The sequence below is a fragment of the Paraburkholderia sp. GAS206C genome, from assembly GCF_050435645.1.
GTDB lineage: Bacteria > Pseudomonadota > Gammaproteobacteria > Burkholderiales > Burkholderiaceae > Paraburkholderia > Paraburkholderia phenazinium_B.
The window spans coordinates 353,379-376,393 of the sequence record NZ_JBNDKR010000006.1 but is presented as its reverse complement, the minus strand read 5'-3'; the positions used below and the strand labels follow the sequence as shown (position 1 = coordinate 376,393).

At 62.8% G+C, this 23,015-nt stretch carries 19 protein-coding genes and 1 pseudogene; 10 read left to right on the top strand and 10 right to left on the bottom strand.

From position 1 onward, the window contains the following. Nucleotides 1–35: 35 nt before the first annotated feature. From P3T20_RS18950 to P3T20_RS18940, 3 genes are read left to right on the top strand one after another with little or no spacing between them, the layout of a single operon-like run. Complete coding sequence (locus P3T20_RS18950; RefSeq protein ID WP_074264980.1) at nt 36–1,625, top strand: efflux transporter outer membrane subunit; 1,590 nt, start codon at nt 36–38, stop codon at nt 1,623–1,625. 55 nt (nt 1,626–1,680) lie between these two features. Then, nucleotides 1,681–2,904: an EmrA/EmrK family multidrug efflux transporter periplasmic adaptor subunit gene (locus P3T20_RS18945; protein ID WP_074264981.1), complete on the top strand. Its 1,224-nt coding sequence runs from the start codon at nt 1,681–1,683 to the stop codon at nt 2,902–2,904. 33 nt (nt 2,905–2,937) lie between these two features. Continuing rightward, nucleotides 2,938–4,500: a DHA2 family efflux MFS transporter permease subunit gene (locus P3T20_RS18940; RefSeq protein ID WP_074264982.1), complete on the top strand. Its 1,563-nt coding sequence runs from the start codon at nt 2,938–2,940 to the stop codon at nt 4,498–4,500. A 141-nt stretch (nt 4,501–4,641) separates the two neighbouring features. Here P3T20_RS18940 and truB read toward each other — a convergent pair whose 3' ends face one another. From truB to rimP, 5 genes are all read right to left on the bottom strand, one after another. Beyond that, on the bottom strand, nt 4,642–5,577 hold the full coding sequence (gene truB / locus P3T20_RS18935) for a tRNA pseudouridine(55) synthase TruB (protein ID WP_074264983.1): 936 nt from the start codon (nt 5,575–5,577) through the stop codon (nt 4,642–4,644). Between the two features lie 87 nt (nt 5,578–5,664). Then, nucleotides 5,665–6,030 (bottom strand): 30S ribosome-binding factor RbfA, encoded by a 366-nt coding sequence (rbfA, locus tag P3T20_RS18930; protein ID WP_074264984.1) that lies wholly within the window; start codon nt 6,028–6,030, stop codon nt 5,665–5,667. Nucleotides 6,031–6,182: 152 nt separating this feature from the next. Then, the gene (gene infB / locus P3T20_RS18925) at nt 6,183–9,137 is read right to left on the bottom strand and encodes a translation initiation factor IF-2 (protein WP_074264985.1); all 2,955 of its coding nucleotides are present in this window, start codon (nt 9,135–9,137) and stop codon (nt 6,183–6,185) included. Between the two features lie 92 nt (nt 9,138–9,229). After that, nucleotides 9,230–10,705, bottom strand: coding sequence for a transcription termination factor NusA (gene nusA / locus P3T20_RS18920; RefSeq protein WP_074264986.1), 1,476 nt, complete (start codon nt 10,703–10,705; stop codon nt 9,230–9,232). Beyond that, nucleotides 10,702–11,160, bottom strand: a complete 459-nt coding sequence (gene rimP / locus P3T20_RS18915; protein WP_074264987.1) for a ribosome maturation factor RimP — start codon at nt 11,158–11,160, stop codon at nt 10,702–10,704. Before rimP ends, nusA begins: the two co-directional genes overlap by 4 nt. A 98-nt stretch (nt 11,161–11,258) precedes the next feature. Here rimP and P3T20_RS18910 point away from each other — a divergent pair, with 98 nt between their 5' ends. After that, complete coding sequence (locus P3T20_RS18910) at nt 11,259–11,549, top strand: hypothetical protein (RefSeq protein WP_143787521.1); 291 nt, start codon at nt 11,259–11,261, stop codon at nt 11,547–11,549. A 109-nt stretch (nt 11,550–11,658) separates the two neighbouring features. Here P3T20_RS18910 and rluB read toward each other — a convergent pair whose 3' ends face one another. The 4 genes from rluB to P3T20_RS18890 form a co-directional block, all read right to left on the bottom strand. Continuing rightward, nucleotides 11,659–13,536, bottom strand: coding sequence for a 23S rRNA pseudouridine(2605) synthase RluB (gene rluB, locus P3T20_RS18905; protein WP_429287541.1), 1,878 nt, complete (start codon nt 13,534–13,536; stop codon nt 11,659–11,661). A 62-nt stretch (nt 13,537–13,598) separates the two neighbouring features. After that, nucleotides 13,599–14,678: an SMC-Scp complex subunit ScpB gene (gene scpB / locus P3T20_RS18900; protein WP_429287540.1), complete on the bottom strand. Its 1,080-nt coding sequence runs from the start codon at nt 14,676–14,678 to the stop codon at nt 13,599–13,601. A gap of 389 nt (nt 14,679–15,067) precedes the next feature. Continuing rightward, nucleotides 15,068–16,270 carry a pyridoxal phosphate-dependent aminotransferase gene (locus tag P3T20_RS18895; RefSeq protein WP_429287539.1) on the bottom strand — a complete coding sequence of 401 codons (1,203 nt, stop codon included), beginning with the start codon at nt 16,268–16,270 and terminating at the stop codon, nt 15,068–15,070. 77 nt (nt 16,271–16,347) lie between these two features. Then, entirely contained in the window at nt 16,348–17,250 is a 903-nt protein-coding gene (locus tag P3T20_RS18890; RefSeq protein WP_429287538.1) for a LysR substrate-binding domain-containing protein, read from the bottom strand. 409 nt (nt 17,251–17,659) lie between these two features. Between P3T20_RS18890 and P3T20_RS18885 the strand changes: the two are divergent. Continuing rightward, nucleotides 17,660–18,055, top strand: a pseudogene (locus P3T20_RS18885) (transposase); the annotation flags it as partial. A gap of 277 nt (nt 18,056–18,332) precedes the next feature. Next, nucleotides 18,333–18,584, top strand: a complete 252-nt coding sequence (locus P3T20_RS18880) for a hypothetical protein (protein ID WP_074264993.1) — start codon at nt 18,333–18,335, stop codon at nt 18,582–18,584. 289 nt (nt 18,585–18,873) lie between these two features. Here P3T20_RS18880 and P3T20_RS18875 read toward each other — a convergent pair whose 3' ends face one another. After that, entirely contained in the window at nt 18,874–19,188 is a 315-nt protein-coding gene (locus P3T20_RS18875; protein WP_074264994.1) for a hypothetical protein, read from the bottom strand. A gap of 272 nt (nt 19,189–19,460) precedes the next feature. Here P3T20_RS18875 and P3T20_RS18870 point away from each other — a divergent pair, with 272 nt between their 5' ends. From P3T20_RS18870 to P3T20_RS18855, 4 genes are all read left to right on the top strand, one after another. Then, entirely contained in the window at nt 19,461–20,180 is a 720-nt protein-coding gene (locus P3T20_RS18870) for a YdcF family protein (protein ID WP_429287537.1), read from the top strand. A gap of 355 nt (nt 20,181–20,535) precedes the next feature. After that, the gene (locus tag P3T20_RS18865) at nt 20,536–20,796 is read left to right on the top strand and encodes a hypothetical protein (RefSeq protein WP_429287536.1); all 261 of its coding nucleotides are present in this window, start codon (nt 20,536–20,538) and stop codon (nt 20,794–20,796) included. Nucleotides 20,797–20,976: 180 nt separating this feature from the next. Then, nucleotides 20,977–21,234, top strand: coding sequence for a DNA-binding protein (locus P3T20_RS18860; RefSeq protein WP_074264996.1), 258 nt, complete (start codon nt 20,977–20,979; stop codon nt 21,232–21,234). Between the two features lie 491 nt (nt 21,235–21,725). Beyond that, nucleotides 21,726–23,009, top strand: a complete 1,284-nt coding sequence (locus P3T20_RS18855) for a sensor domain-containing phosphodiesterase (protein WP_074264997.1) — start codon at nt 21,726–21,728, stop codon at nt 23,007–23,009. Nucleotides 23,010–23,015 lie beyond the last annotated feature (6 nt).

The window sequence follows — 23,015 nt, the reverse complement described above, 5'->3', positions numbered from 1 at the left end:
TCCATCATTACAATTCACTGACCATGAGTGCAGCGATGAAATCCCTTTCCCTGTCCGCGCCCGCCGTCTCGTGCCGGGCCGCTGTCGCCGCTGCGGTGACGGCGCTGGCCCTCGCGGGGTGCGCGAACTACAGCGGTATCAAGAGCGACAAGCAGATCGCGCCGGCGACGCAGTACGAATCGAGCCAGAGCCTGCCGGCGCAGGGCGGCCAGTGGCCGTCGCTCGACTGGGCCAATCAGTTCGGCGACCCGCAACTGCCACAGTTGATCGCAGAAGCGCTCGAAGGCAGTCCGTCGATCGCCCAGGCTCAGGCGCGGCTCGCAAAGGCTTCGTCCTATATCGAATCCACGCGCTCGGCGCTGTACCCAAAGGTCAACGGCAGCTATTCGTGGAACCGCGAGATTTTCTCGCAAAACTCGATCTACCCGCCGCCCTACGGTGGCACCTGGTACAGCGAAAACAACGTGCTGGCGAGCGCCTCCTGGGATCTGGACCTGTGGGGCAAGAACCGTCAGCGCCTTGGCCAGGCGGTCTCGCAGGAGAAAGCGGCGGAAGCCGACGTGCAGCAGGCGCGTGTGACGCTCGCCGCGTCGGTGGCGAGTACGTATAACCAGCTTGCCCAGCTGTACGCGCTGCGCGATATCGCTGCGCGCGAAATCGCCAATCGTCAGGACATTGGCCGCATCACCCATGGCCGCGTTGTCGCTGGTCTCGACACCAACGTCGAGCAGCAGACCGCCAACGGCAACATCGCGACGAGCCAGACCAACCTGAGCGATCTCGATGGCCAGATCGCCAACGTGCGCTATCAGCTGGGTGCGCTGCTTGGCAAGGGACCGGATCGCGGCTTGCAGATCGCCAAGCCGGTCCTGACGGTGGGCGACCCCGTCATCCTGCCGGATAACGTGCCTGCCGATCTGGTCTCGCGCCGCCCCGATATCGTCGCCGCACGCTGGCAGGTCGAAGCCGAGATGCACGACGTGAAGGAAGCGAAAGCAGAGTTCTTCCCGGACATCAATCTGTCCGCCGCTGCGGGCTTCGATGCGTTCGGATGGGGCAAATTCCTGACCTCGTCGAGCCGCAACATGCAGTTCGGGCCGGCCATCCACCTGCCGATCTTCGACGCCGGCGCCTTGCGCTCGCAGTTGAAAGGCCGCTACGCCGACTTCGACCTGGACGTCGCCAACTACAACCAGACGCTGATCAGCGCGCTGTCGGATGTCGCCACACAGATCACAACGATCCGTTCGATCGATCAGCAATCGGGTGACGCACAGCGCGCGCTCGACGCCTCGACCAAGGCATACCAGCTGGCCGTGATCCGCTACAAGGCGGGTCTGTCGGAACAACTGCAGGTGCTGACCGCCGACCAGAACCGCCTCGCCGCCGAACAGACGGTGACGAATCTGAAGATGCGCCGCCGCGACATGCAGATCGGTCTCATCAAGGCGCTCGGCGGCGGTTTCGACGCGACCCAGACTGGTCTCGTGGTACCGGCCGATGCACCGGACGGCGCGTCCGCCTCACCCGCGGCACAAGCGGCTCCGGCAGCGCAGACGACACCGGCCACGCCAACTGCTCAAGCGACCAGCACGGCACAAACAGCAGCACCGGCAGCGAACTGAATCCGAATGCCCACCCGAATAAACGACGCAGATTGAGAGAATACGGAGCATATCAATGAGCACCCCCCAGCAACCTGCTGCCAACGCACAACCGGCGAACAACAGCAAACGCAAGCGCATGATGGCGTTGCTCGTCATCGTGATCCTGATTGCCGCGATCGCCTACGGGTTTTACTACTTCCTCGTCGCGCGCTTCCACGAGTCGACTGACGACGCGTATGTGAACGGCAACGTCGTGCAGATCACGCCGCAAGTGACCGGTACGGTCATCGCGGTGAACGCCGACGATACGCAGACAGTCAAGGCCGGCGACCCGGTCGTCGTGCTGGACCCGGCGGATGCACGCGTCGCGCTGGAACAGTCCGAGGCCAATCTCGGCCAGGTGGTACGCCAGGTGCGCGGCCTGTTCGCCGACGACAACCAGTACCAGGCCCAGGTGGAAGTCCGTGAAGCGGATCTCTCACGCGCCCAGGACGACCTGCGCCGCCGCATGCTGGTCGCCCAGACCGGCGCCGTGTCGCAGGAAGAAATCTCGCACGCCCGTGATGCCGTGAAGAGCGCCCAGGCCGCACTCGACGCCGCGAAGCAACAGCTCGCATCGAACCGCGCGCTGACCGCCAACACGACGATTGCCGACCACCCGAACGTGGAAGCCGCAGCTGCCAAGGTGCGCGACGCCTATCTGGCGAGCGCCCGCAACACGCTGCCGGCGCCGGTCACCGGTTACGTTGCGAAGCGCTCGGTGCAGGTCGGCCAGCGCGTCTCGCCGGGCAATCCGCTGATGGCGATCGTGCCGCTGAACGGCGTGTGGGTCGACGCGAACTTCAAGGAAGTTCAGCTGAAGCATATGCGCATCGGCCAGCCGGTCGAACTGACGGCCGACGTGTATGGCTCGTCGGTGGTGTTCCACGGCAAGGTGGTCGGCTTCTCGGCTGGCACGGGCTCGGCGTTCTCGCTGCTGCCGGCACAGAACGCCACGGGTAACTGGATCAAGGTGGTGCAGCGTCTGCCGGTGCGGATCGCGCTCGACCCGCAGGAACTCGAAAAGCATCCGCTGCGTATCGGCCTGTCGATGGACGCCGACGTCAGCATCAAGGACGAAAACGGCGGTCAGCTGGGCGAAGCACCGAACACGATCTATCAGACCAACGTGTTCGACAAGTACGGCGATCAGGCCGACGCCGAAATCGCCCGCATCATTGCTGAAAACGCGGGTCAAGGCGGCGGTGGACAGAAGTCGGCTGCCCGCGATACCAATGCACCCGCCAAGGCAATGTAACGCTGCGCCACATTAAAACAAGGTTTCTGATACATGGCTCAGTCTCAAGCGCCCATTCCTCATCCGCCGTTAGAGGGGGCGCAGTTGGTGATCGGCACCATCGCGGTGTCGCTCGCCGTCTTCATGAACGTGCTCGACACCTCGATTGCAAACGTGTCGATCCCGTCCATCTCCGGGGATCTCGGCGTCTCGTCCGATCAAGGCACGTGGGTGATCACGTCGTTCGCGGTGGCGAACGCGATCTCCGTGCCCTTGACCGGCTGGCTCACCGAGCGCATCGGCCAGGTGCGCCTGTTCATGGCGTCGATCATCCTGTTCGTGATCTCATCGTGGATGTGCGGTCTTGCGCCGACGCTGCCCTTCCTGCTCGCCTCGCGCGTGCTGCAAGGCGCGGTCGCCGGGCCGATGATTCCGCTGTCTCAAACACTTTTGCTGGCCAGCTATCCACGCGCGAAGGCGCCCATGGCGCTTTCCATGTGGGCCATGACCACACTGATTGCACCGGTGGCCGGCCCGATTCTGGGCGGCTGGATCTCGGACAACATCTCATGGCCGTGGATCTTCTACGTCAACATTCCGGTCGGCACAATTGCCGCCATCGCCACGTGGACGATCTTCCGCAATCGCGATTCGGCAATCCGTAAGGCGCCGATCGACGGCGTGGGACTCGCCTTGCTGATCATCTGGGTCGGCTCGCTGCAGGTGATGCTCGACAAGGGTAAAGACCTCGACTGGTTCGCCTCCACCACGGTCGTGGTGCTAGCGCTGACCGCGGTGATCGCGCTCGCGTTCTTCATTGTCTGGGAACTGACGGCGGAACATCCTGTGGTCGACCTGTCGCTGTTCAGCAAGCGCAATTTCACCGGCGGCACGGTGGCGCTATCGATCGGCTATGGGCTCTACTTCGGCAACCTCGTGTTGTTGCCGCTGTGGTTGCAAACCGATCTGGGCTACACCGCCACCAACGCCGGTCTCGTTATGGCGCCGGTCGGCTTCTTCGCGGTGCTGCTCTCGCCCATCACCGGCAAGATTTTGCCGCGTACCGATCCGCGCTACATCGCCACGGCGTCGTTCCTGGTGTTCGCGCTGTGTTTCTGGATGCGTTCGCGCTATACCACCGGCGTCGACACGTTTTCGCTGCTGGTTCCCACGCTGATTCAGGGCATCGGCATGGCGGGGTTCTTTATTCCGCTGGTGTCGATCACGTTGTCAGGTCTGCCAGGCAACCGGATTCCGGCGGCATCGGGATTGTCGAACTTCGTGCGGATCATGTGCGGCGGTATCGGCACGTCGATTTTCCAGACTGCCTGGGATCACCGCACGATCCTGCATCACGCACGCCTGAGTGCCCAGGCCAACCTGTATAACCCGGTGTTCGATCAGTCGATACGTCAGATGGGTGCGGCCGGCTTCAGTCAGCCGCAGGCGTACGGTCTCTTCAACAATATGGTGACGCAGCAGGCGGCGCAGTTGGGGGTGAACGATCTGTTCTACGTCTCGGCAGGGATCTTCGTCGCGCTGATTGCGCTGATCTGGATCACGAAGCCTGAGCGAGCAGGTGGCGATGCCGGTGCAGCGGCGGCAGCGGCGCATTGACGGTTGATGTGGCTTCGAAGGCGGGACTTGAGCAGGTTTGGCTCAGCGTGATTGACTCAACGTCTTCGAAGCAAGCGCAGCAATGAAAAAGGCGGTACCGCAATGACGGGGCCGCCTTTTTTGTTTTTTGCGAATCGCGCCTTAGCTTGCCGCGTTCACCACGAGTCGCTCCGGCGCCAGCACGCCCTCGCCTAGCTTCGCGACGCCAAGCAGCTTGCTTTCCGCAGCGTAGACGCGCACACGCTCCGCAGCAGCCGCCTCTTTGGTCAACGTGAGATCGGCCAGACGCAGGCGCTGACCGTGCAGAAAGCGGCGTGCGCCTTCTTCATCGAGCTGCACTGCCGGGAAAGTCGAAAGCAGAGCGTCGACCGGCTGCAGCCACTTATCGCGCTCGGCTTCGGCCGCGTCGGACAACGCATCGAGCGTCACCGAATGTTCCAGCGTCAACGCGCCGACGCCCGTGCGCCGCAATGCAACCAGATGCGCGCCACAGCCAAGCGCCTCGCCGATATCCTCGGCCAGCGTGCGCACGTACGTTCCCTTGCTGCAAGTCACGCGGAACGTCACATCAGGCAGCGAGCAAGCCAGCATCTCAAGCGCATGAATCATCACCGGACGCCCTTGCCGCTCCACCACCTGACCCGCCCGTGCGTATTCGTACAGCGGTTTGCCGTCGCGCTTGAGCGCCGAATACATGGGCGGCACCTGCACGATGTCGCCGCGAAAGCGCTCCATCGCAGCAACGACCGCCGGCTGATCACAGGCCACTTCGCGCGTTTCGATCGCCTCGCCTTCCGCGTCGCCGGTAGCCGTGCGGATACCGAGGCGCATGGTGGCCTCGTAGGTCTTGTCGGCTTCGAGCAGATCCTGCGAGAACTTGGTCGCCTCGCCGAAACACAGCGGCAGCAAACCGGTGGCGAGGGGATCGAGCGTGCCGGTATGGCCAGCCTTCTTCGCCAGGTAAAGGCGCTTCACCCGGATCAGCGCGTCGTTGCTCGACAGGCCAATGGGCTTGTCGAGCAATAGCACACCATCGAGCGCGCGACGCGGCACACGGGGCCGTTGAGGTGCGGTCATATCAAAACGATGAGGACGAACGGGAAGTCAGCATGGGCAACATGCAGTCAACGGTGAGCATCGAGGAATCTGCAACACCGCGCGCAATCACTCGTCTTTCGCGCGGCTAGCGTTCGCCTCGTCGATCAGACGCGACATTTCCACAGCACGTTCGATGGTTTTGTCGTAGTGGAAATGCAGCGTCGGCACCGTGTGGATATGCAGGCGCTTGAACAACTGATTGTGCAGATGGCCAGCCGCATGAATCAGGCCTTGCAGCGTCTGTTGCGGGTCGCCGGTCAGCGTCGTGAAGTAGACCTTCGCGTGCGCGTAGTCCGGCGTCAGTTCGACGCTCTGAATCGTGACCATACCGATGCGCGGGTCTTTGATCTCGCGCAGCAGCTCGGACAGGTCGCGCTGGATCTGATCGGCGATCTGCACGTTGCGATTGGGAGAAGTACGTTTCTTAGGCATGGTGAATCCGTGATCCGCTCTGGCGGATAGCAATGGGGTTCGCGTCTCCCTGGCGGGGCCGCGAACGCACGCGAGCACAAAATGCACGCGCACAAAAACAAGGGGCGGAGGGGCGCAAGCGCCCGCCCCGCCCCTTCAGCGTTGCGCCTGAATTACAGCGAACGCGCGACTTCAGTGACTTCGAAGACTTCGAACTGGTCGCCTTCGATAATGTCGTTGAAGTTCTTGATCGACATACCGCACTCGAAGCCCTGACGCACTTCCTTGACGTCGTCCTTGAAGCGCTTGAGCGAATCGAGCTCGCCCGTATGAATCACGACGTTGTTGCGCAGCACGCGCACCGACGACGAGCGCTTGACGAAGCCGTCCGTGACCATACAACCGGCCACCGCGCCGACCTTCGGCACCTTGAAGACCTGACGAACTTCGACCATACCGGTGACGACTTCGCGCTTCTCCGGTGCCAGCATGCCCGACATCGCAGCCTTCACTTCATCCACAGCGTCATAGATGATGTTGTAGTAGCGAATGTCGATACCGTTGGACTCCGCCAGCTTGCGCGCCTGTGCATCCGCACGGGTGTTGAAGCCGATGATGACCGCCTTCGAAGCCGTTGCCAGGTTGACGTCGTTTTCGCTGATGCCGCCCACCGCGCCGTGCACGATCTGCACGCGCACTTCGTCGGTAGAGAGCTTTTGCAGCGATTGCACCAGCGCTTCCTGCGAACCCTGCACGTCGGCCTTGACGATAAGCGGCAGGTACTGCACTTCGCCTTCGCCCATCTGTTCCAGCATGTTCTCGAGCTTCGCGGCCTGTTGCTTGGCCAGCTTGACGTCGCGGAACTTGCCTTGACGGAACAGTGCGACTTCACGCGCCTTGCGGTCGTCCGGCATGACGATGACTTCTTCGCCAGCCTGCGGCACTTCCGACAAACCTTGAATCTCAACCGGGATCGACGGACCAGCCGACTTGGTCGGCTTGCCGGTCTCGTCGAGCATGGCGCGCACGCGGCCATAGGCGCTGCCTGCCAGCACGACGTCACCACGGTTCAACGTACCCGACTGAACCAGGATCGTTGCAACCGGACCCTTACCCTTATCGAGCTTCGCTTCGATGACCAGACCCTTGGCCGGCGCTTCGACCGGTGCCTTCAATTCCAGCACTTCGGCCTGCAGCAGCACGTTTTCGAGCAGGTCGTCGATGCCTGCGCCGGTCTTGGCCGACACCGACACGAACGGCGAATCGCCACCGTATTCTTCCGGCACGACGCCTTCCGCGACGAGTTCCTGCTTCACGCGCTCCGGATTCGCATCCGGCTTGTCGATCTTGTTGATCGCGACGACGAGCGGCACGCCGCCTGCCTTCGCGTGGGCAATCGCTTCCTTCGTCTGCGGCATCACGCCGTCGTCGGCTGCAACCACCAGAATCACAATGTCCGTTGCCTTCGCACCGCGAGCACGCATGGCCGTGAAGGCCTCGTGACCCGGCGTGTCGAGGAACGTGATCACGCCGCGCGGCGTTTCCACGTGGTACGCGCCAATATGCTGTGTAATCCCGCCCGCTTCACCCGCTGCCACCTTGGCGCGGCGGATGTAGTCGAGCAGCGACGTCTTGCCGTGGTCGACGTGACCCATGACCGTGACGACCGGCGGACGCGGCAGCGATTCTGCATCGGAGCTGACCTCGCCTTCGACCAGCATCGCTTCCGGATCGTCCAGCTTGGCCGCAACCGCATGATGGCCCAGTTCTTCGACGATGATCATCGCCGTTTCCTGGTCCAGCATCTGGTTGATCGTGACCATCTGGCCGAGCTTCATCATCGACTTGATGACTTCGGACGCCTTGACGGCCATCTTGTGCGCCAGATCGGCCACCGTAATCGTTTCCGGCACGTGCACTTCGCGCACGATCGGTTCGGTTGGCGCCTGGAACGTGGTGTTCTGATCCTGATGCTTGCCGCGACCCTTCGGGCCACCGCGCCAGCCGCGATCGACACCGCCGCTCGTATCGCCACGCGTCTTGATACCGCGGCGCTTCGCTGCGTCGTCCTGCCAGCCGCCCTTGCCCGCGCCCGGCTTCTTCTTGTCGCCAGCCGACGGTGCGGGAGTCGCAGACGGCGTTGCCGCCACCGGCTTCTTGGCAGCCGGACGCGCCGGCGCTTCGCCTGCCGGACGAGCCGGCTTGTGCAACGTGCCCTTGGCTTCCGCAGCCTTAGGCGCTTCAGCGGGCTTGACGGCCGCAGCCGGAGCAGCAGCAGGCTCAGGCGCCTTGGGCTGGGCCGCCTTGCGCGGCGTGCTCATCATTTCGCGAATGGCACGCGCTTCGGCTTCTGCCTTCGCACGGCGCTTGCTGATTTCTTCCTGCTCGGCGCGCGTCTTTTCCGCGGCCAGACGCGCTGCGTCTTCCGCCTTCTTCGCGGCTTCGCGTTGCGCCGCGCGTTCCGCTGCGGCGCGTTCGTCGTCCTGTTCGGTCGCCGCAGCCGGTGCTGCTACTTCGGGCTGCGCAGCTTGCACAACCTGCTCGACCTTCTTCTGCGTGGCAGTTTCGGCGGCGGCAGCAGCGCGCTTCTTCGCCGCTTCCTCTTCCGCACGACGCCGCTCGGCTTCGGCAGCCTGCTCACGCGCCTGACGCTCGGCTTCTTCGCGTTCGAGCTGTTCCTGACGCGCTTTCAGCTCCTGAGCCTGCTTTTCGAGCAGCTCGGCTTCGTGACGCGCTTCTTCCTCGCGACGCTGAAGTTCGAGGTCATCCGTATCGACGTCGGCCTCAGCCACATGATTCGATGCATCGCCGCCTTCGCCACCCGCTTCGTCGCGGCGGACGAACGTGCGCTTCTTGCGCACTTCGACCTGAATGGTACGAGCCTTACCCGTCGAATCAGACTGCTTGATTTCCGACGTATGCCGTTTCGTCAGCGTGATCTTGCGCTTGTCCGCATCAGTCGAGCCGTGAGACTTGCGCAAGTGGTCGAGCAGACGCGCCTTGTCCGTTTCGGACAGGGTGTCGTCTTCGCTCGCTTTAGTGACGCCTGCTGCCTGCAGCTGCTCAAGCAGCACGCCTGCAGGCATTTTCAGTTCCGCGGCAAATTGGGCTACGTTGTTACTCGCCATTCATTCCTCTTAATGCAAGGACCGATTCCTTGCGGTTAGCATCGTGTCATGCGGCCTGGGGCCGCTTCAATTTAGTGCGCCATGGTCATTTCTCACTGGAACCAATGTTCACGTGCTTTCATGATCAACGCCTTAGCGGCATCCTCTTCCATCGCGGTCATCTCGACCAATTCATCTACAGCCAGCTCGGCCAGATCGTCACGTGTGTGAATCTGATGTTCGGCCAGCTTCGCGAGCAGGTCGGCGTCGATGCCGTCCAGGCTCTTCAGGTCGAGTGCAACATTTTCGACCTTTTCTTCATTTGCGATTGCCATCGTCAGCAACGCATCGCGTGAGCGATTGCGCAGCTCGTGCACAGTGTCTTCGTCGAACGCTTCGATCTCGAGCATCTCGTTGAGCGGCACATAGGCGATCTCTTCGAGGCTGGTAAAGCCTTCGTCGATCAGGATGTCAGCCACTTCCTCGTCGACATCGAGACGCGCCATGAACAGGTCACGCAGAACACCGCGTTCCTGATTCTGCTTTTGCGCAGATTCGTCCGGCGTCATGATATTGATCTGCCAGCCGGTGAGTTCGCTGGCAAGACGCACGTTCTGGCCGCTACGGCCGATTGCGACCGCCAGTTCGTTCTCGTCGACGACGACGTCCATCGAATGCTTTTCTTCATCGACGACGATCGACTGCACGGCTGCCGGCGCGAGAGCGCCGATCACAAACTGGGCGGGATCTTCCGACCATAGCACGATGTCGACGTTTTCGCCACCGAGCTCGTTGCGCACAGCCTGCACGCGCGAACCGCGGATGCCGACACAGGTGCCGATCGGATCGATTCGCTTGTCGTAAGCGATCACGCCGATCTTGGCGCGCACGCCAGGGTCGCGCGCCGCCGCCTTGATCTCGAGCAGGCCCTGCTCGATTTCCGGCACTTCCATTTCGAACAGCTTCATCAGGAACTCGGGTGCCGTACGCGAAAGTTCGATCTGCGGACCGCGAGCGGTGCGATCGACTTTGGCGATGTAGGCGCGCACGCGGTCGCCCACGCGCAGGTTTTCCTTCGGAATCAGCTGGTCGCGGCGCAGCAGCGCTTCGACACGGCCCGATTCGACGATGAAATTACCCTTGTCGAGGCGCTTGACCGTACCGGTCATGATGTTCTCGCCGCGTTCCAGGAAGTCGTTCAGGATCTGCTCGCGCTCGGCGTCGCGCACCTTCTGCAGGATCACCTGCTTGGCGGCCTGCGCGCCGATACGGCCAAATTCGATCGACGGCACCGGTTCTTCGATGAACTCGTCGAGCTGCGCATCGGCCTTCTGTTCACGTGCTTCGAACAGCAGGATCTCCTGATCCGGCTCCTGCAGACCGGCTTCGTCCGGCACCACGCGCCAGCGGCGATACGTTTCGTGCTCGCCGCTTTCACGGTCGATATGGACGCGGATGTCCGCATCTTCTTCGAAGAGTTTTTTGGAGGCCGAAGCGAGAGCCGCTTCAAGCGCGGCAAATACCACGTCTTTGTCGACGTTCTTCTCGCGTGCCAGCGCATCCACCAGCATCAACACTTCGCGACTCATTGTTTGCGGCTCCTAAAGTCAAACTTTGGAACGAGGCGTGCTTTATCGATGTCCGCGAGCGTGAAATCGAGCATCGCGGCGCCTTCCTTCCCTTCAAATTCCAGACCGATCGTCTCGCCTTGCGGAGCATGCAGGATGCCCCGGTACGATTTCCGTCCGTCCAATGGCTTTTTCAATGTAATTGCCACTTCGCTGCCTGCGAAGCGTTCGAAATCCGCCAGTTTCTTCAGCGGGCGGTCGAGACCCGGCGACGATACTTCAAGCCGCTCATAATCGATATTTTCGACCGTCAGAACGTGCTGGAGCTGACGCGTGACCTTTTCGCAATCTTCGATTGCGATGCCGGCCGGCTGGTCAATGAAAATACACAGCATGCCGCGCCCGGTGCGCTCCAGATCGACGAGCTCGTAGCCGAGACCCACGACCGTGGTTTCAATCAGTTCCGTCAGTTGCACAGTGCCCTCTAAGATGTTCGCGCGGCAAGCCTGCCGGTTTTACCTGCAAACAACCTGCGGGCCGCGCGCCAAGCTGGCGCACGTTCGTGCTACCCGAGATGCCGAACCACAAACTAAAGCGGCAAAAAAAAATGGGCGAAACGCCCATCATCTTATTGCCGGTGGTCGCACCTGAGCCGCACATGAAAAGCCGCACGCCCAGCGACTCTGCGATTGTAGCCATTTTTCAGGACAAACGCAAACCGGCGCAGGGCATGAAACACGCATTTCCGCTTGATTTCACTGCGATCTTGGCTCAGATGGGGGCGAAAAGCGCATTGCGCAAGGTGTTCGGCGCAGCTTGCGGGGTTAGATCGCCAGTGGATCTCGCCCCGAATTTTGCATTCTGATTTTGCGGCCCGAATTTACGTTTTGTGGCGTGCTCGTCTTTTGCACGAAGCAGGCGTGCCCGACACGCCTGTCGAAACCCTTGCGCGGGCCGTATCCAGCCCTGCTGTCCTAGCGACCGCGCGAGCGTCCGCGAGGACCGCCGCCGCGATTCGCTCCGGCGTTCGGATTGCCGCCGCCCGAGCGGTTCGCATTGCCGCCGCGGTTGCCCGGGCCTGCACCCGGTCCGCGACCGCCGCCGTTGCCCGGGTTGCCACCCGCGGCGCCAGCGCGCTTGCCGCCGCCAGCAGCACGATTGCCGTTGCCCGACGGCGCACGGTTGCCATCGACTTCGCGGCCACCGCGCGGCACATTCGCCCCGCCACCGCTGCTCATCGGACCGGTGAAACCACCGCCGCTCGCACCCCGTCCCGCACCGCGACCGTAACCGCCGCCAAAGCCGGAACCGGCGCCACCGCCGAAACCACCACCTGCCGCACCGCGACGCTGACCACCGCCACGCGGCGGTTGCTGATCGAAACGGCCATGCGACATCAGCACCGGCTCGCGATTAATGAAGCCCATCGAGGTTTGCATCGGATCCGGCTGCTTGCGCTCAGGCGCCGCGCTGCGGCCACCCTTTTCTTCGCTGGTGGCCTTCAGCCCCACCGATGCCATCAGGCTGCGCACCTGGTTGTCTTCGAGTTCTTCCCAACGGCCGCGCTTCAGACCCTTCGGCAGCGAGATCGGGCCGTGGCGGGTACGGATCAGGCGGCTGACCATCAGGCCGGCTGCTTCGAACATGCGGCGCACCTCGCGATTGCGGCCTTCGGCCAGCGCGACGTGATACCAGTGATTGGTGCCTTCGCCGCCGCCATCGCGGATACGCAGGAAGTTCGCCGGGCCGTCTTCGAGTTCGACGCCGTGCAACAGTTTCTGACGCATCCCTTCGGCCAGCTCACCGACCACGCGTACCGCGTACTCGCGCTCGACGCTGTAACGCGGATGCATGAAGCGGTTTGCCAGATCGCCCGAGGTGGTCAGCATCAGCAGGCCTTCGGTGTTGAAGTCGAGACGGCCGACCGCCAGCCACTTGGCGGTTTTCATCGGCGGCAGCTTGTCGAACACCGACGGACGCCCTTCCGGATCGGCGTGACTGACAATTTCGCCAGTCGGCTTGTGGTACAGCAGCACGCGCGGCGGCTTGTTTTGCAGCTTGCGCTTGACCGGCTTGCCGTTAATGCGAACCTGATCGGTCGGCATGATGCGTTGACCGATGTGAGCCGGCTCGCCGTTGACCGAAACGCGGCCGGCGATGATCAGCTCTTCCATATCGCGGCGCGAACCCATGCCCGCTTCGGCGAGCACCTTGTGCAGCTTCGGTGCGTCGTCGTCCGGGGACAGCACTCGCTTCGGCGCAGCCGGCTTGCCACGACGCAGCATCGGGGCGCGCACGCCGCCGGTGGTGCTGTTGTCCGCGTCGAACGCGGGCGAGGTCACGTAAGAAAACAGATCGTCCGGGTTCGCGTCCGACGCGGCCGCGGCCACGACCGGCGCTTCGCCGCCACGGCGATTCTGACGCGGGCGGCCGCCTTCGCGAGGACCGCCTTCACGGGGTTGGCCGCCTTCGCGCGGACCACCCTCACGGTTCGCCGCGCCTTCGCGCTTGCCACCTGCATTGCGGCGCGGACCCTGCCCCTTGGAGCCCGGTTCCTTGCGCGGCATGCGAACCTGCGCGACTACTTCGCCGTCCGGCGGCGCTTCCGTCACGACCGGTTCGGCCGCACCTTCCGCAGTCTTGTTCTTCGCCCCCGCGCGACGTCGCGCGATCAGGCTACGCGGCCCGCGGCGCAGTCCGCGGCGCGGACGTTCTTCGCCCTCGGCGCCTTCGGCGTTCGCCGGGCGATCGGACTCGCCTCCCGGTGCCTGCGAAGTACGCGTTTCGCCGGCGCGCGTGGCATGCACAGCGTGCTCGGATTCGGACGAATCGGTATCGTGGGTATCTGTCAAAACAACCTCAAAATGTCAGGTCGCGCGCGCCCGTTGCGGGCGCGGCAAAAAGTTCGGTTACGTCAGGCGCTGCGCGACTCGTTTTCGTCGTCGGTCAGTACGCCCGCGTCCTGTGCGACATCGTGGCGATCTTCTGGATCGCCATGCGCCACACGTGTCGGGTTCGACTCGACGGCGTGCTCCGTACCGCGGAGTTCGCCCGAGTCGTGCGCGGGTGTTGCGGGACCGGCCTGGGAGACCGGATCCTGATCTTGTGCAACCGGAGCGGCGCTTGCGGCGGCATCGGCTTGCGGTTCAGCATGTTCTTCAGCAGCAGTGTCGTGGTCCGGCTCTGCAAGGCCAGCTATTTCCGTTCCTGCCGGCGGCGTCGCCTCAGCGTCTTGAGCAAGCACATCTTCTTGAGCCGGGGCATCTTCATGTTCGGCAAAAGTGGGCTCGACACTATCGTGGGCACTGTTCAGCGCCGCAGCCACGGGCTGCTCTACGGCAACCGGTGCGTCAGGGGCCACGTCTTCCCCCGACACCGCAGCGTGGGCCGATGCCTCGGCGTCTATCTCTTCGTTCCCCTGCGCTACAGCGTCAGGAAATTCGATCGCATGCTGGCCAAGCAGGTCGGCGTTCAGCTGCGCAGACGGATCGTCCAGCGGCGGCAATTCGTCGAGTGCCCGCAAACCGAGGTCGTCGAGAAACTGCCGGGTGGTCGCGTACAGCGCAGGCCTGCCGGGCACGTCACGATGGCCGATTACTTCGATCCAGCCTCTATCCTCGAGTTGCTTCACCACCTGCGTGTTCACCGTCACGCCACGAATCTCTTCGATATCGCCGCGTGTGACCGGTTGCCGATACGCAATAATCGCGAGCGTCTCGAGAACGGCGCGCGAGTATTTCGGCGGTTTCTCGGGATGCAGTCGATCCAGATACGAACGCATCGCGGGCTTGCTTTGAAACCGCCAGCCCGACGCAAGCCCAACCAGCTCTACGCCGCGCCCGGACCAATCGTGTTTCAGGTCTTCGAGCAACGTGCGAACCGTATCTGCCGACACGCCGTCGGCAAAGAGCTTGCGCAGCTCAGCGAGCTTTAAAGGCTCCTGCGCGCAGATCAAGGCAGTCTCGAGGACGATCTTCGCCTCTTGGGTATTCATGCAGCTAGGTCAGACCCTGTGGTCAAAGAACCGGATCAAACAGACGATTTGGAACTGAAGACGCGCTCGCCCGATTCTGATCGGTCATATTGATGGGAGCACGCACCGGGGGGAGGCGAAACAGGCAATCGAGCCAAACCCAGCCGGACGGAGCAGCGATATTCCTGCAAGGAATCGCGTGACTGAGCGCCATATTACGCAAAAACATTCAATGCGTAAAGACGAAATCCCGGCGACTCCCGCATTTCATGTGCATTTTCCGTACGCGCTTTTCAGCCCTGCATTTCGTTCCTGTGGACGCTTTAACGGCCGACCGCTTCAAAACGGTGTCACAAGACGGACTCACCCGAGCCCAATACCGCTCTGCCGCGGCCACGGAAGCCACGCGTTCAGCTCGCAGCGTGCTGCGCGAGGAACTGCTGAAGCCGAGCGACGCCGGCGTCGAGCCGGGCCGGGTCGCAGGCGTAGCACCAGCGCACGAACCCCTCGCCCTCCTGACCGAAGGCGCTGCCGGGCGCGAGGCCCAGGCCCACCTCGCGCACCAGCGCCTTGCACAGGGCAAGACTCTGCGCCGCGCCAGGCATCGAGAAGAACAGATACATTGCACCCAGCGGGGCCTTCACGTCGACCCCTGGCAGCGCGGAGAGCGCCTCGACCAGGTGATCGCGGGAAGTCTGCAGGTCGGCCACCAGTTGCCGCGTGAGCTGCTCGCCCTGCTGAACGGCGGCCACCCCTGCCAGTTGCACGAAGGCCGGCGCGCACGACGTGTTGTACTCGACCAGCTTGCCCAGATCGTCCATCAAGGCCGCCGGCGCGACGATCCAGCCGAGCCGCCAGCCGGTCATCAGCCACGCCTTCGAGAACGAGTTGACGCAGATCACGCGCTCGTCGCGTCCAGCCAGATCCAGAAAAGACGGCGCGCTGCGGGCCGCGTCGCCAGCATAGTAAAGCCGCTCGTAGACCTCGTCGGCGACGATCCAGATGCCATGCCGCCGGCAATGCTCGAGCACGATCCGTTGCTGGTCCGCGCTCATCACCCAGCCGGTCGGATTATTCGGCGAGTTGATCAGCAAGAGCTTCGTGTCCGGCGTGAGGGCAGCAAGCAGGCGCTCCAGATCAAGCGTCCAGCCTTGTGCGCCATAACCGAGCGCGACGGTCTCGACATGGGCGCCGAGGATCTTCGGAATCTCGACCAGATTCGGCCAGAGCGGCGTGACCGCCACCACCCGGTCGCCGGCGCCCACAACCAGTTGCGCAGCCAGCATCAAGGCGTTGACCCCGGCACTCGTGACCGCGATGTGGTTGTCCGAGGTCGCGCCGTGCAGGCGCGTCACGTAGCCGGCAAGCGTTTCGCGCAGTGGCGCAATACCGAGGTTGTGGGTGTAGAAGGTGGCGCCCTGGGCGAGCGCATCGCTCGCCGCCGTCCGGATGAACTCCGGCGTCACGCGATCGGACTCGCCAAACCAGAACGGCAGCACGTTCTCCACACCAAACCCGGCGTTGGCCACTTCACGAATCTGGGAGGGGCGCAGCGCGCGGACGGCGTCACGCGCGTTCGACAGGAAAGGGGCGGACAGATCGGATTCGCTCATCAAGACATCCAGGCAGGTCGGTTCAGGTTATGAGACATGTGTCATACAGGCCGATAGTTTAGCCAACTCGCCCCGTTCTAACGCAGATCCTCCGCCCGCGCCGGCAATTGCCGGATCAAGCCCCACACCGCCTCCGCCGCCGGCGACAGCGACCGGTCGCGCCGCCGCACCAGTTCGACCGTGCGCTCGGCGCGCGGCACCAGCGGCCGCGCCACCAGCGAGGTATCCGCGGGCAGCGGCAAAGCCAGCCACGGCAGCACGCTGACGCCCACGCCCGCCTCCACCAGCCCGAACACGGTGGCCGAATGCCCCAGTTCCTGCACCACCGTGGCGCTGACGCCATGCTCGCTCATGACGGCGTCGATGATCGGCCGGCTACCGGACGCGTAATCGAGCATCACGAGCCGCTGGCCTTCCAGGTCCGACCACGCTACCCGCGTCTTCGCCGCCAGCGGGTGATCGGCGCGCGAGACGAGACAGAACGAATCGGTCATCAGCGGCTCGCTCAGCAGATCGTCCGCGGAAAACGGCCCAATGACGACCCCAAAATCGACCTCGCCCGACTTGACCTTGCGCACCACATCGCTTTGCACGTCGTCGCGCAGCCCCAGTGTGATGAAGGGAAACTGCTTTCCACAACTCGCCACCACCTGTGGCATCAACCGGCAGGCGACCGTCGGGCTCGCCGCCACCACCACCCGCCCGCGCCGCTGCTCGCCGATCTCGCGTATCTCACGCAGCGTGTCGTCGAGATCGGCTAACAGACGCGAGACGCTCGATACCAGGTTGCCGCCCACGTCGGTCAACTGAACCTCGCGGGTGGTCCGGTCAATCAGCTTGAGGCCGATTTCCGCCTCCAGTTCCCGCACGCAGCGGCTCACCGCCGACTGCGTCAGCCCGATCTCGTCGCCTGCGCGGCTAAAGCTCTGCAAGCGCGCGACCTCAATGAAAACCCTTAGCTGGCGCAGCGTGACATTCATCCTGCTTCCTCATCAATGACCTCATTTGATGAGCATTGTATTGTTTCTTTTGGTGCCTCACAGCCATTCGATCATTTCGCTGCGATGCAGCAATAAGGCGCAAACGCACGTTGCGCGGGCCTGATTGCACAAGATTGGTGATTGTCCCGATTTGCGGGACGGCTTTTTTGGATTCTTATACGCCCCTGACTAACGCCCGCGCTGGCCCGATGTTACGGGGCTTCGAGGTAGTTTTTAACAAGATGGCACGCTTCGTGCATTTGGATGCGCACTGGGTCGGCGCCATGGACCTGGTTGCATAACCAGAACCGTGGCTAGCCCGACCCCGCCTGGCACTCGCGATTGAGTGCATGGAGAGTGCGCGGCGCGGGGCAGCGCACCGGAGTTAGCTTCGCTGAGGTGAGACATGATGCTGTTCGACGATTTGAGAGACAACGAGTGGGCGCTGGTCGAGGCGTTGTTCTGTGCGGAGCCAGCACGGAGCGAACGACGCGGTCGGCCACGTGTGGAAGCGCGCGCGGTTGTCAATGCGGTTCTGTGGGTACTCTCGACGGGAGAAGGCTGGTCCAAGCTTCCCGGCCGTTACCCCTCGCCGCCGACCTGCCGCCGCCGTTTCGACGAGTGGCAAGCTGATGGTACGCTCGCCGAAATAGTCAAGCGACTCGGCACGAGCGGCCGGGAAATCTCGCTGCGTGGCCGGATTGGCGCGACGGCTGCCAAGCCGCCCGCACCGCCGAGCCGCGACCGCCTGCGCGGCGCCTTCTGGACCAATCCGGAATCGTGGCGCGCGCCGGTCAAGATGGCCTGAGACACCGTTGTTATGCCGCCGGGCGCCCTTGGGCGCCCGGCGTGTATCTGTCAGACTGAACCCAGCCTGGGCTGTGTCGGCGACGGCGCAGCCGCGAGAGTCGCCGACGTGCGCGGTACGCTGTTCATCAGCGCCGCGCCGCAATCCCGACTGCCGTGCTACAGACACGCAGTGAAACATCCATTTACGATTACTTACAGCGCGCTTTCGCTCCTGAGCATACCGTATGAGTATGCACAAAAACCCAAGCCAACGGGTTTGAATGGAGCCCAGCATGAAACCAATGTCACTGCTTCTGTGCGGCATTGTCGTTTCATTGATTGCCGCACCTACCTTCGCACAGCAAAGGTCCCAGGGTTGGAACTGGCGGCCTGACCGTACTGCCTCGCTCGAGACGTGGCAACAGGGCGAGCGCCCTCGGGAATTCACTCCGCCCGCACCGCGCGGCGATTTGCGCGGCGATATCGCAAGTAATGTACGCACGCGGCCGGAGCCGCCGCGCGAGAGCGAGCAACGCCGTCATTAAAACGACGCGTCAGCGGGCTCAGGACGAGCCCTGAATTCGATTGCGAAACAGACTGCCCTGACGCGGGTAAACCTTGCGGAGAATCGCAGGAATTCGCGAGCATTCGTGGGAACCAGCGGGACTCGAGCCAGTCTCATCTATGCCATCAGCACAGCGTGGCAGTAGTAATTCCGGTACGCCCGTATCCTTGCGATACGGGCTTTTTTTTGCGGATTTGCGAAAGTGCGCAGCAATGCCAAAGCACCGGCGGCGACGCGCCGGCGCCTGTCCTCGAACAGCGCAGTTTGACCTACGGGCGAACTTCCAGATCCGCCGTACGTCTCTCCGCGGCAACGTAATCGTTCATCCTGCGCGCGGTCCAGTTCAGCGAACGCTCATCGCGCTCGAGGCGGGCAAATTCGGCCCGGCCCCGGTCGGTCAGCACGGCGATGTCGACCGGCGCATGAAAACCCGGAGCAGGTGCAACCGTGCGTTGCCGAACCGTCTCCATCAAGCCGAGCGCGCGAAGATATTCGAATACACCCGGGCGCCGGGCCCACGGGACCTGGCGGTATTGCGCCCGCCGCAGCGCTTCAAGAACTGCTTCGTTGGAATACGTGGTCATCTCACTTCTTTCTTAAAGTGCAGCCCATGACACATCTTTGCGCAGCACATCACCGCGCCACCAGTGACGCGCGTAGCACCCACCCATGGCAGGGAGCGCATCGCAAGGGCGATGCCACCGTCTCCCGCCAGGCGCCACCTGTTATTCCATGTTTTGGGGTCCCCGATCGAACCTCGTGCTAGCGTCCTTTTCACGTGCCTATGATGCGACCGAGGTGGCGCGATAGCGGCAGGCGTGAATGTCCCCAAAAACCATACGTTACCCCATTTAAATTGATTCTATTCACTTTATTGGCGCTTTTTTTTGCAGCAATTCTGCTAACGAGGCGAGCGCGCGTCCCGCTCGCACTGGCCGTTATGGCCCTCTTCTGGCTGTTTGCGGCGGGCTGGCTAGCAGCGCCGCTGCTCGACTGGGCCCAACGCAATCCGCAACCCCTGACGCCCCCAAAGTACGGCGCGCACACGGTGATTGTGATGCTAGGCAGCGGCACCTACTATGACGACGATCATAAACTGGTCCCGAAGCGTGACGCACTGGCGCGAATCGCGACGAGCGCCGAAATCTATTCGGCATGCAAACGAACCGGCGCACTCTGCGAAGTCATCATCAGCGGCGGCAACCCGCAGCGGCACGAAGCGTCGGAAGCCGATACCTACCTGCCCTACCTGCTGCAGAGGCAGGTACCGCGTGCAGACGTCACCCTCGAAAACCGCAGTCTCACGACCTACGAGAACGCCCGTGACGTGGCCGCGCTCCTGCAGGCGCAGCACTACGATTCGTTGATCCTGGTCACGTCCGCGTTTCAGATGCCGCGCGCGCTGCTCGACTTCCATCGCTTCGGACTCGCGCCTGAACCCGTCATCTCCAATACGCGCCATGTACGCGTCGGGCTGCTGCCGCGTTACGAGAATTTCGTCAACGCGGAGATTGCGTTGCACGAACTGGTCGGCATTGCGCAGTTTCATGTGTACCGGTGGCTCGGGTGGTTCTAAATGCGACGGTCGTGCGCGTGGCGGCCGCCGCGCATCGACGCTTCACGATTTTAGTTAGTTATACATACTTATTTGTGAGCCGCCCGCCGCATACCCCCGAAAGCGGCGGCAAGCTGGCGGCGTCGAGACCGCGCAGCTTCTTCCGACACTGCCCAGGGGCGGGCTCGCGACGCGGCAATAACGCCCGTTGCATATCGCCTGTCATCCCGGAAATAGGCCGCAAACGTAAGCAAATGTAACTATCCGTCAAAACTGTTACAAAGCTTCTGTTGGAGCGGATATTGCTCGCTAGAATGCACTGTCCTTCCTGATCGGACAGGCAGTACCTAGCCACAACCACTCTACGGAGGTAACGATGAAGAAAGTGTCCCTGGCGATCCTGGTTTCCCTCTCGGCCCTGACGGGCGCAGCGTATGCACAGACCGACAACGGCGTCATGATGAGTACCGATCCGGCCAAGGCCGCCGACGTCGAACAACGTGCCCAAGATTTGCAAGCCCAGCAACAAGCTGCGGAAAGCCAGCATTCTTCCATGCCGGCCATGCATCACAAGATGGAACACAAGAAGGCGCCGCATCATATGAAAGCGGCAAAGCCTGACGCGGCCAGCCAATAATTGCACGTGGCCCGCACCTGACCGTTGGCTGCCCTGCGCAGCCGCTCCGCGAAGGTCGAAAAGCCGAAGCCGGTCATGCCAGCTTCGGCTTTTTGTTGTCTGCCGCGCACAGGCGGTATGCTAAAGTCGCGCACCGAAGAACCACCCCCAACCCGTGCGCACCCTGGTGCGGAGGACAGAATGAGCAACATCCAGCTTGACATCGAATGGACCGAAGCGGCATCCCGCAAGATCGAAAAACTGATGCCGCGCGGCGGTCAGGAAGCGTACCTTGCGCTGCCACCGGTTGAATGTTTGCCGATGGAGGGCGACGTGCTGTTCCTCGGCCCCGATGGCAAACAACAACCGTTTATTGTCGCGGAACGCCAGTATCACCACGATGGCGACGCGGACTGGACCATCATCCTGATTCTCGACGTACCCCAGTCGACGCACTAAGCATTGCAGACAGACGGCGGGCGAAACGGGCGAAACGTTTTTTCGCCGCCCGGTTTCCCCGACTGAATTGCCATCTCCGCGCCTTCCGCCGTGCTGAGTTCCGTTTAGCAAAAGAGCAGGACATCTGCCGCCTCGTGAACGGCATGCGGGCATGCTTGCGTGCATCGCGTTGCCGCCGCAAACATCTGCACAAAGGCCCAAAAATCCGGCGTCGGAGAGAGACCCGACCTCGACTTTGGCGGGCAGCCTCCACACCCCCGTGCTACCGTTATTCCCATACGCAGACGGCTTTGCGCGTGTGTGATAACCCGTACATTCACGCGAAGTTCGAACTGCTAGACTGTTTTTCGACCTATTAGTCGGAGGCCAGCGTGGCTGGAATCGAGCTCCGTCTCTTCGGGCAGCGTCTTCGCCCTGCCAACGCCACGGCCCAGTTCCGGTGCGGCGCAGGACTTCGTTGTGCCGCATCGCACGCCTGAGACCACGCCACCATGCCCACCGTCGAAGAACTGACGCTGACCGGACTTCTGCCCCATCTGGTGCGCGACGAGAGCGGCTGGACCGCCACATGGCGGGCACTGACGCTGCATAGCGTGTTTCAGCCCGTACTCTCGATCACCCATCAACGCATCGTCGGTTATGAAGCGCTGTTGCGGGCCTTCGATCCCGTCGGGCTGCCCGTCACGCCCGATGTGCTGTTTTCGGGCACACGCTCGGCGAGCGAAGCACGCGAGCTTGACCGTATCTGCCGTTGCCTGCATGTGGCCAACTTCATGGAGCAGAACGTCCCGGTGGGCTGGCTGTTCCTCAACACGCGGCCGCAAGTGTTCGAAACCGGCTGGCCGCAACGCGCTTTTATCGACGAACTGTCTGCACACTTCGGACTGCCTCAGGAACGCATCGTCATCGAAGTGCTCGAGCAGCCGGCCGACGATGAATCGGCGGTGGCCAGCATGCTGAGCGCCTCTCAACCACGCGACTTCCTGATCGCCATCGACGACTTCGGCACCGGCTTTTCGAACTTCGACCGGGTGTGGCGCTTCCGCCCCGACATCGTCAAGCTCGACCGTTCGTTGGTGGCCCGCGCAGGCAAACGCCAGGGCGAGGAATCTCTGATCGGCCACCTGATCGCCATGCTGCACCAATCGGGGACGCTGGTGCTGGCCGAAGGCGTCGAGACCGACGATGAGCTGATGATCCTGATGCAGGCCGACGTGGACTTCGTCCAGGGGTTCTGGCTGGGCCAGCCGAAGGGCTCGGTACAGGCTGCCTGCGAGCGCGTGCCCGCGCTGATCGACTCGATGTGGCGCAAGTTCGCCGACTACGAACGCAAGTACGCGCGTCACCAGCGACTTGGCTTCGAAGGATTCGCAGAAGCCGTCCTGGCGGCAGCGGGCAGCTTCGCGGCGAACGGCGATCTGGCGCAGGCTGCCCAGTTCGTCTTTTCGATTCCGGAGGCGCGCCGGGTGTTCGTCACGGATGCACAAGGCGAGCAAACCTCTCCGTCGATCTGTGCGCCATCGGTACCTGCGCCGCCCGAGCGGCTCGCGCCGCTATTGGCGACGACGCGCAGCAACTGGTCGCGCCGGGCCTACTTCAAGCATGCGCTAGCCGCACCTGGCCGGGTTGCCATGATGGGCCCGCACTACTCGCTGATCGACGGCGAAGACTGCTACACCGCAGCCGTCACACTCGAGCGCAACGGCGAGACAACAATCCTGTGCGTCGATTTCATTCCTACGGCCCGCAACGCGCCCGTCACGCGCAAGCGTTGAGGTTCA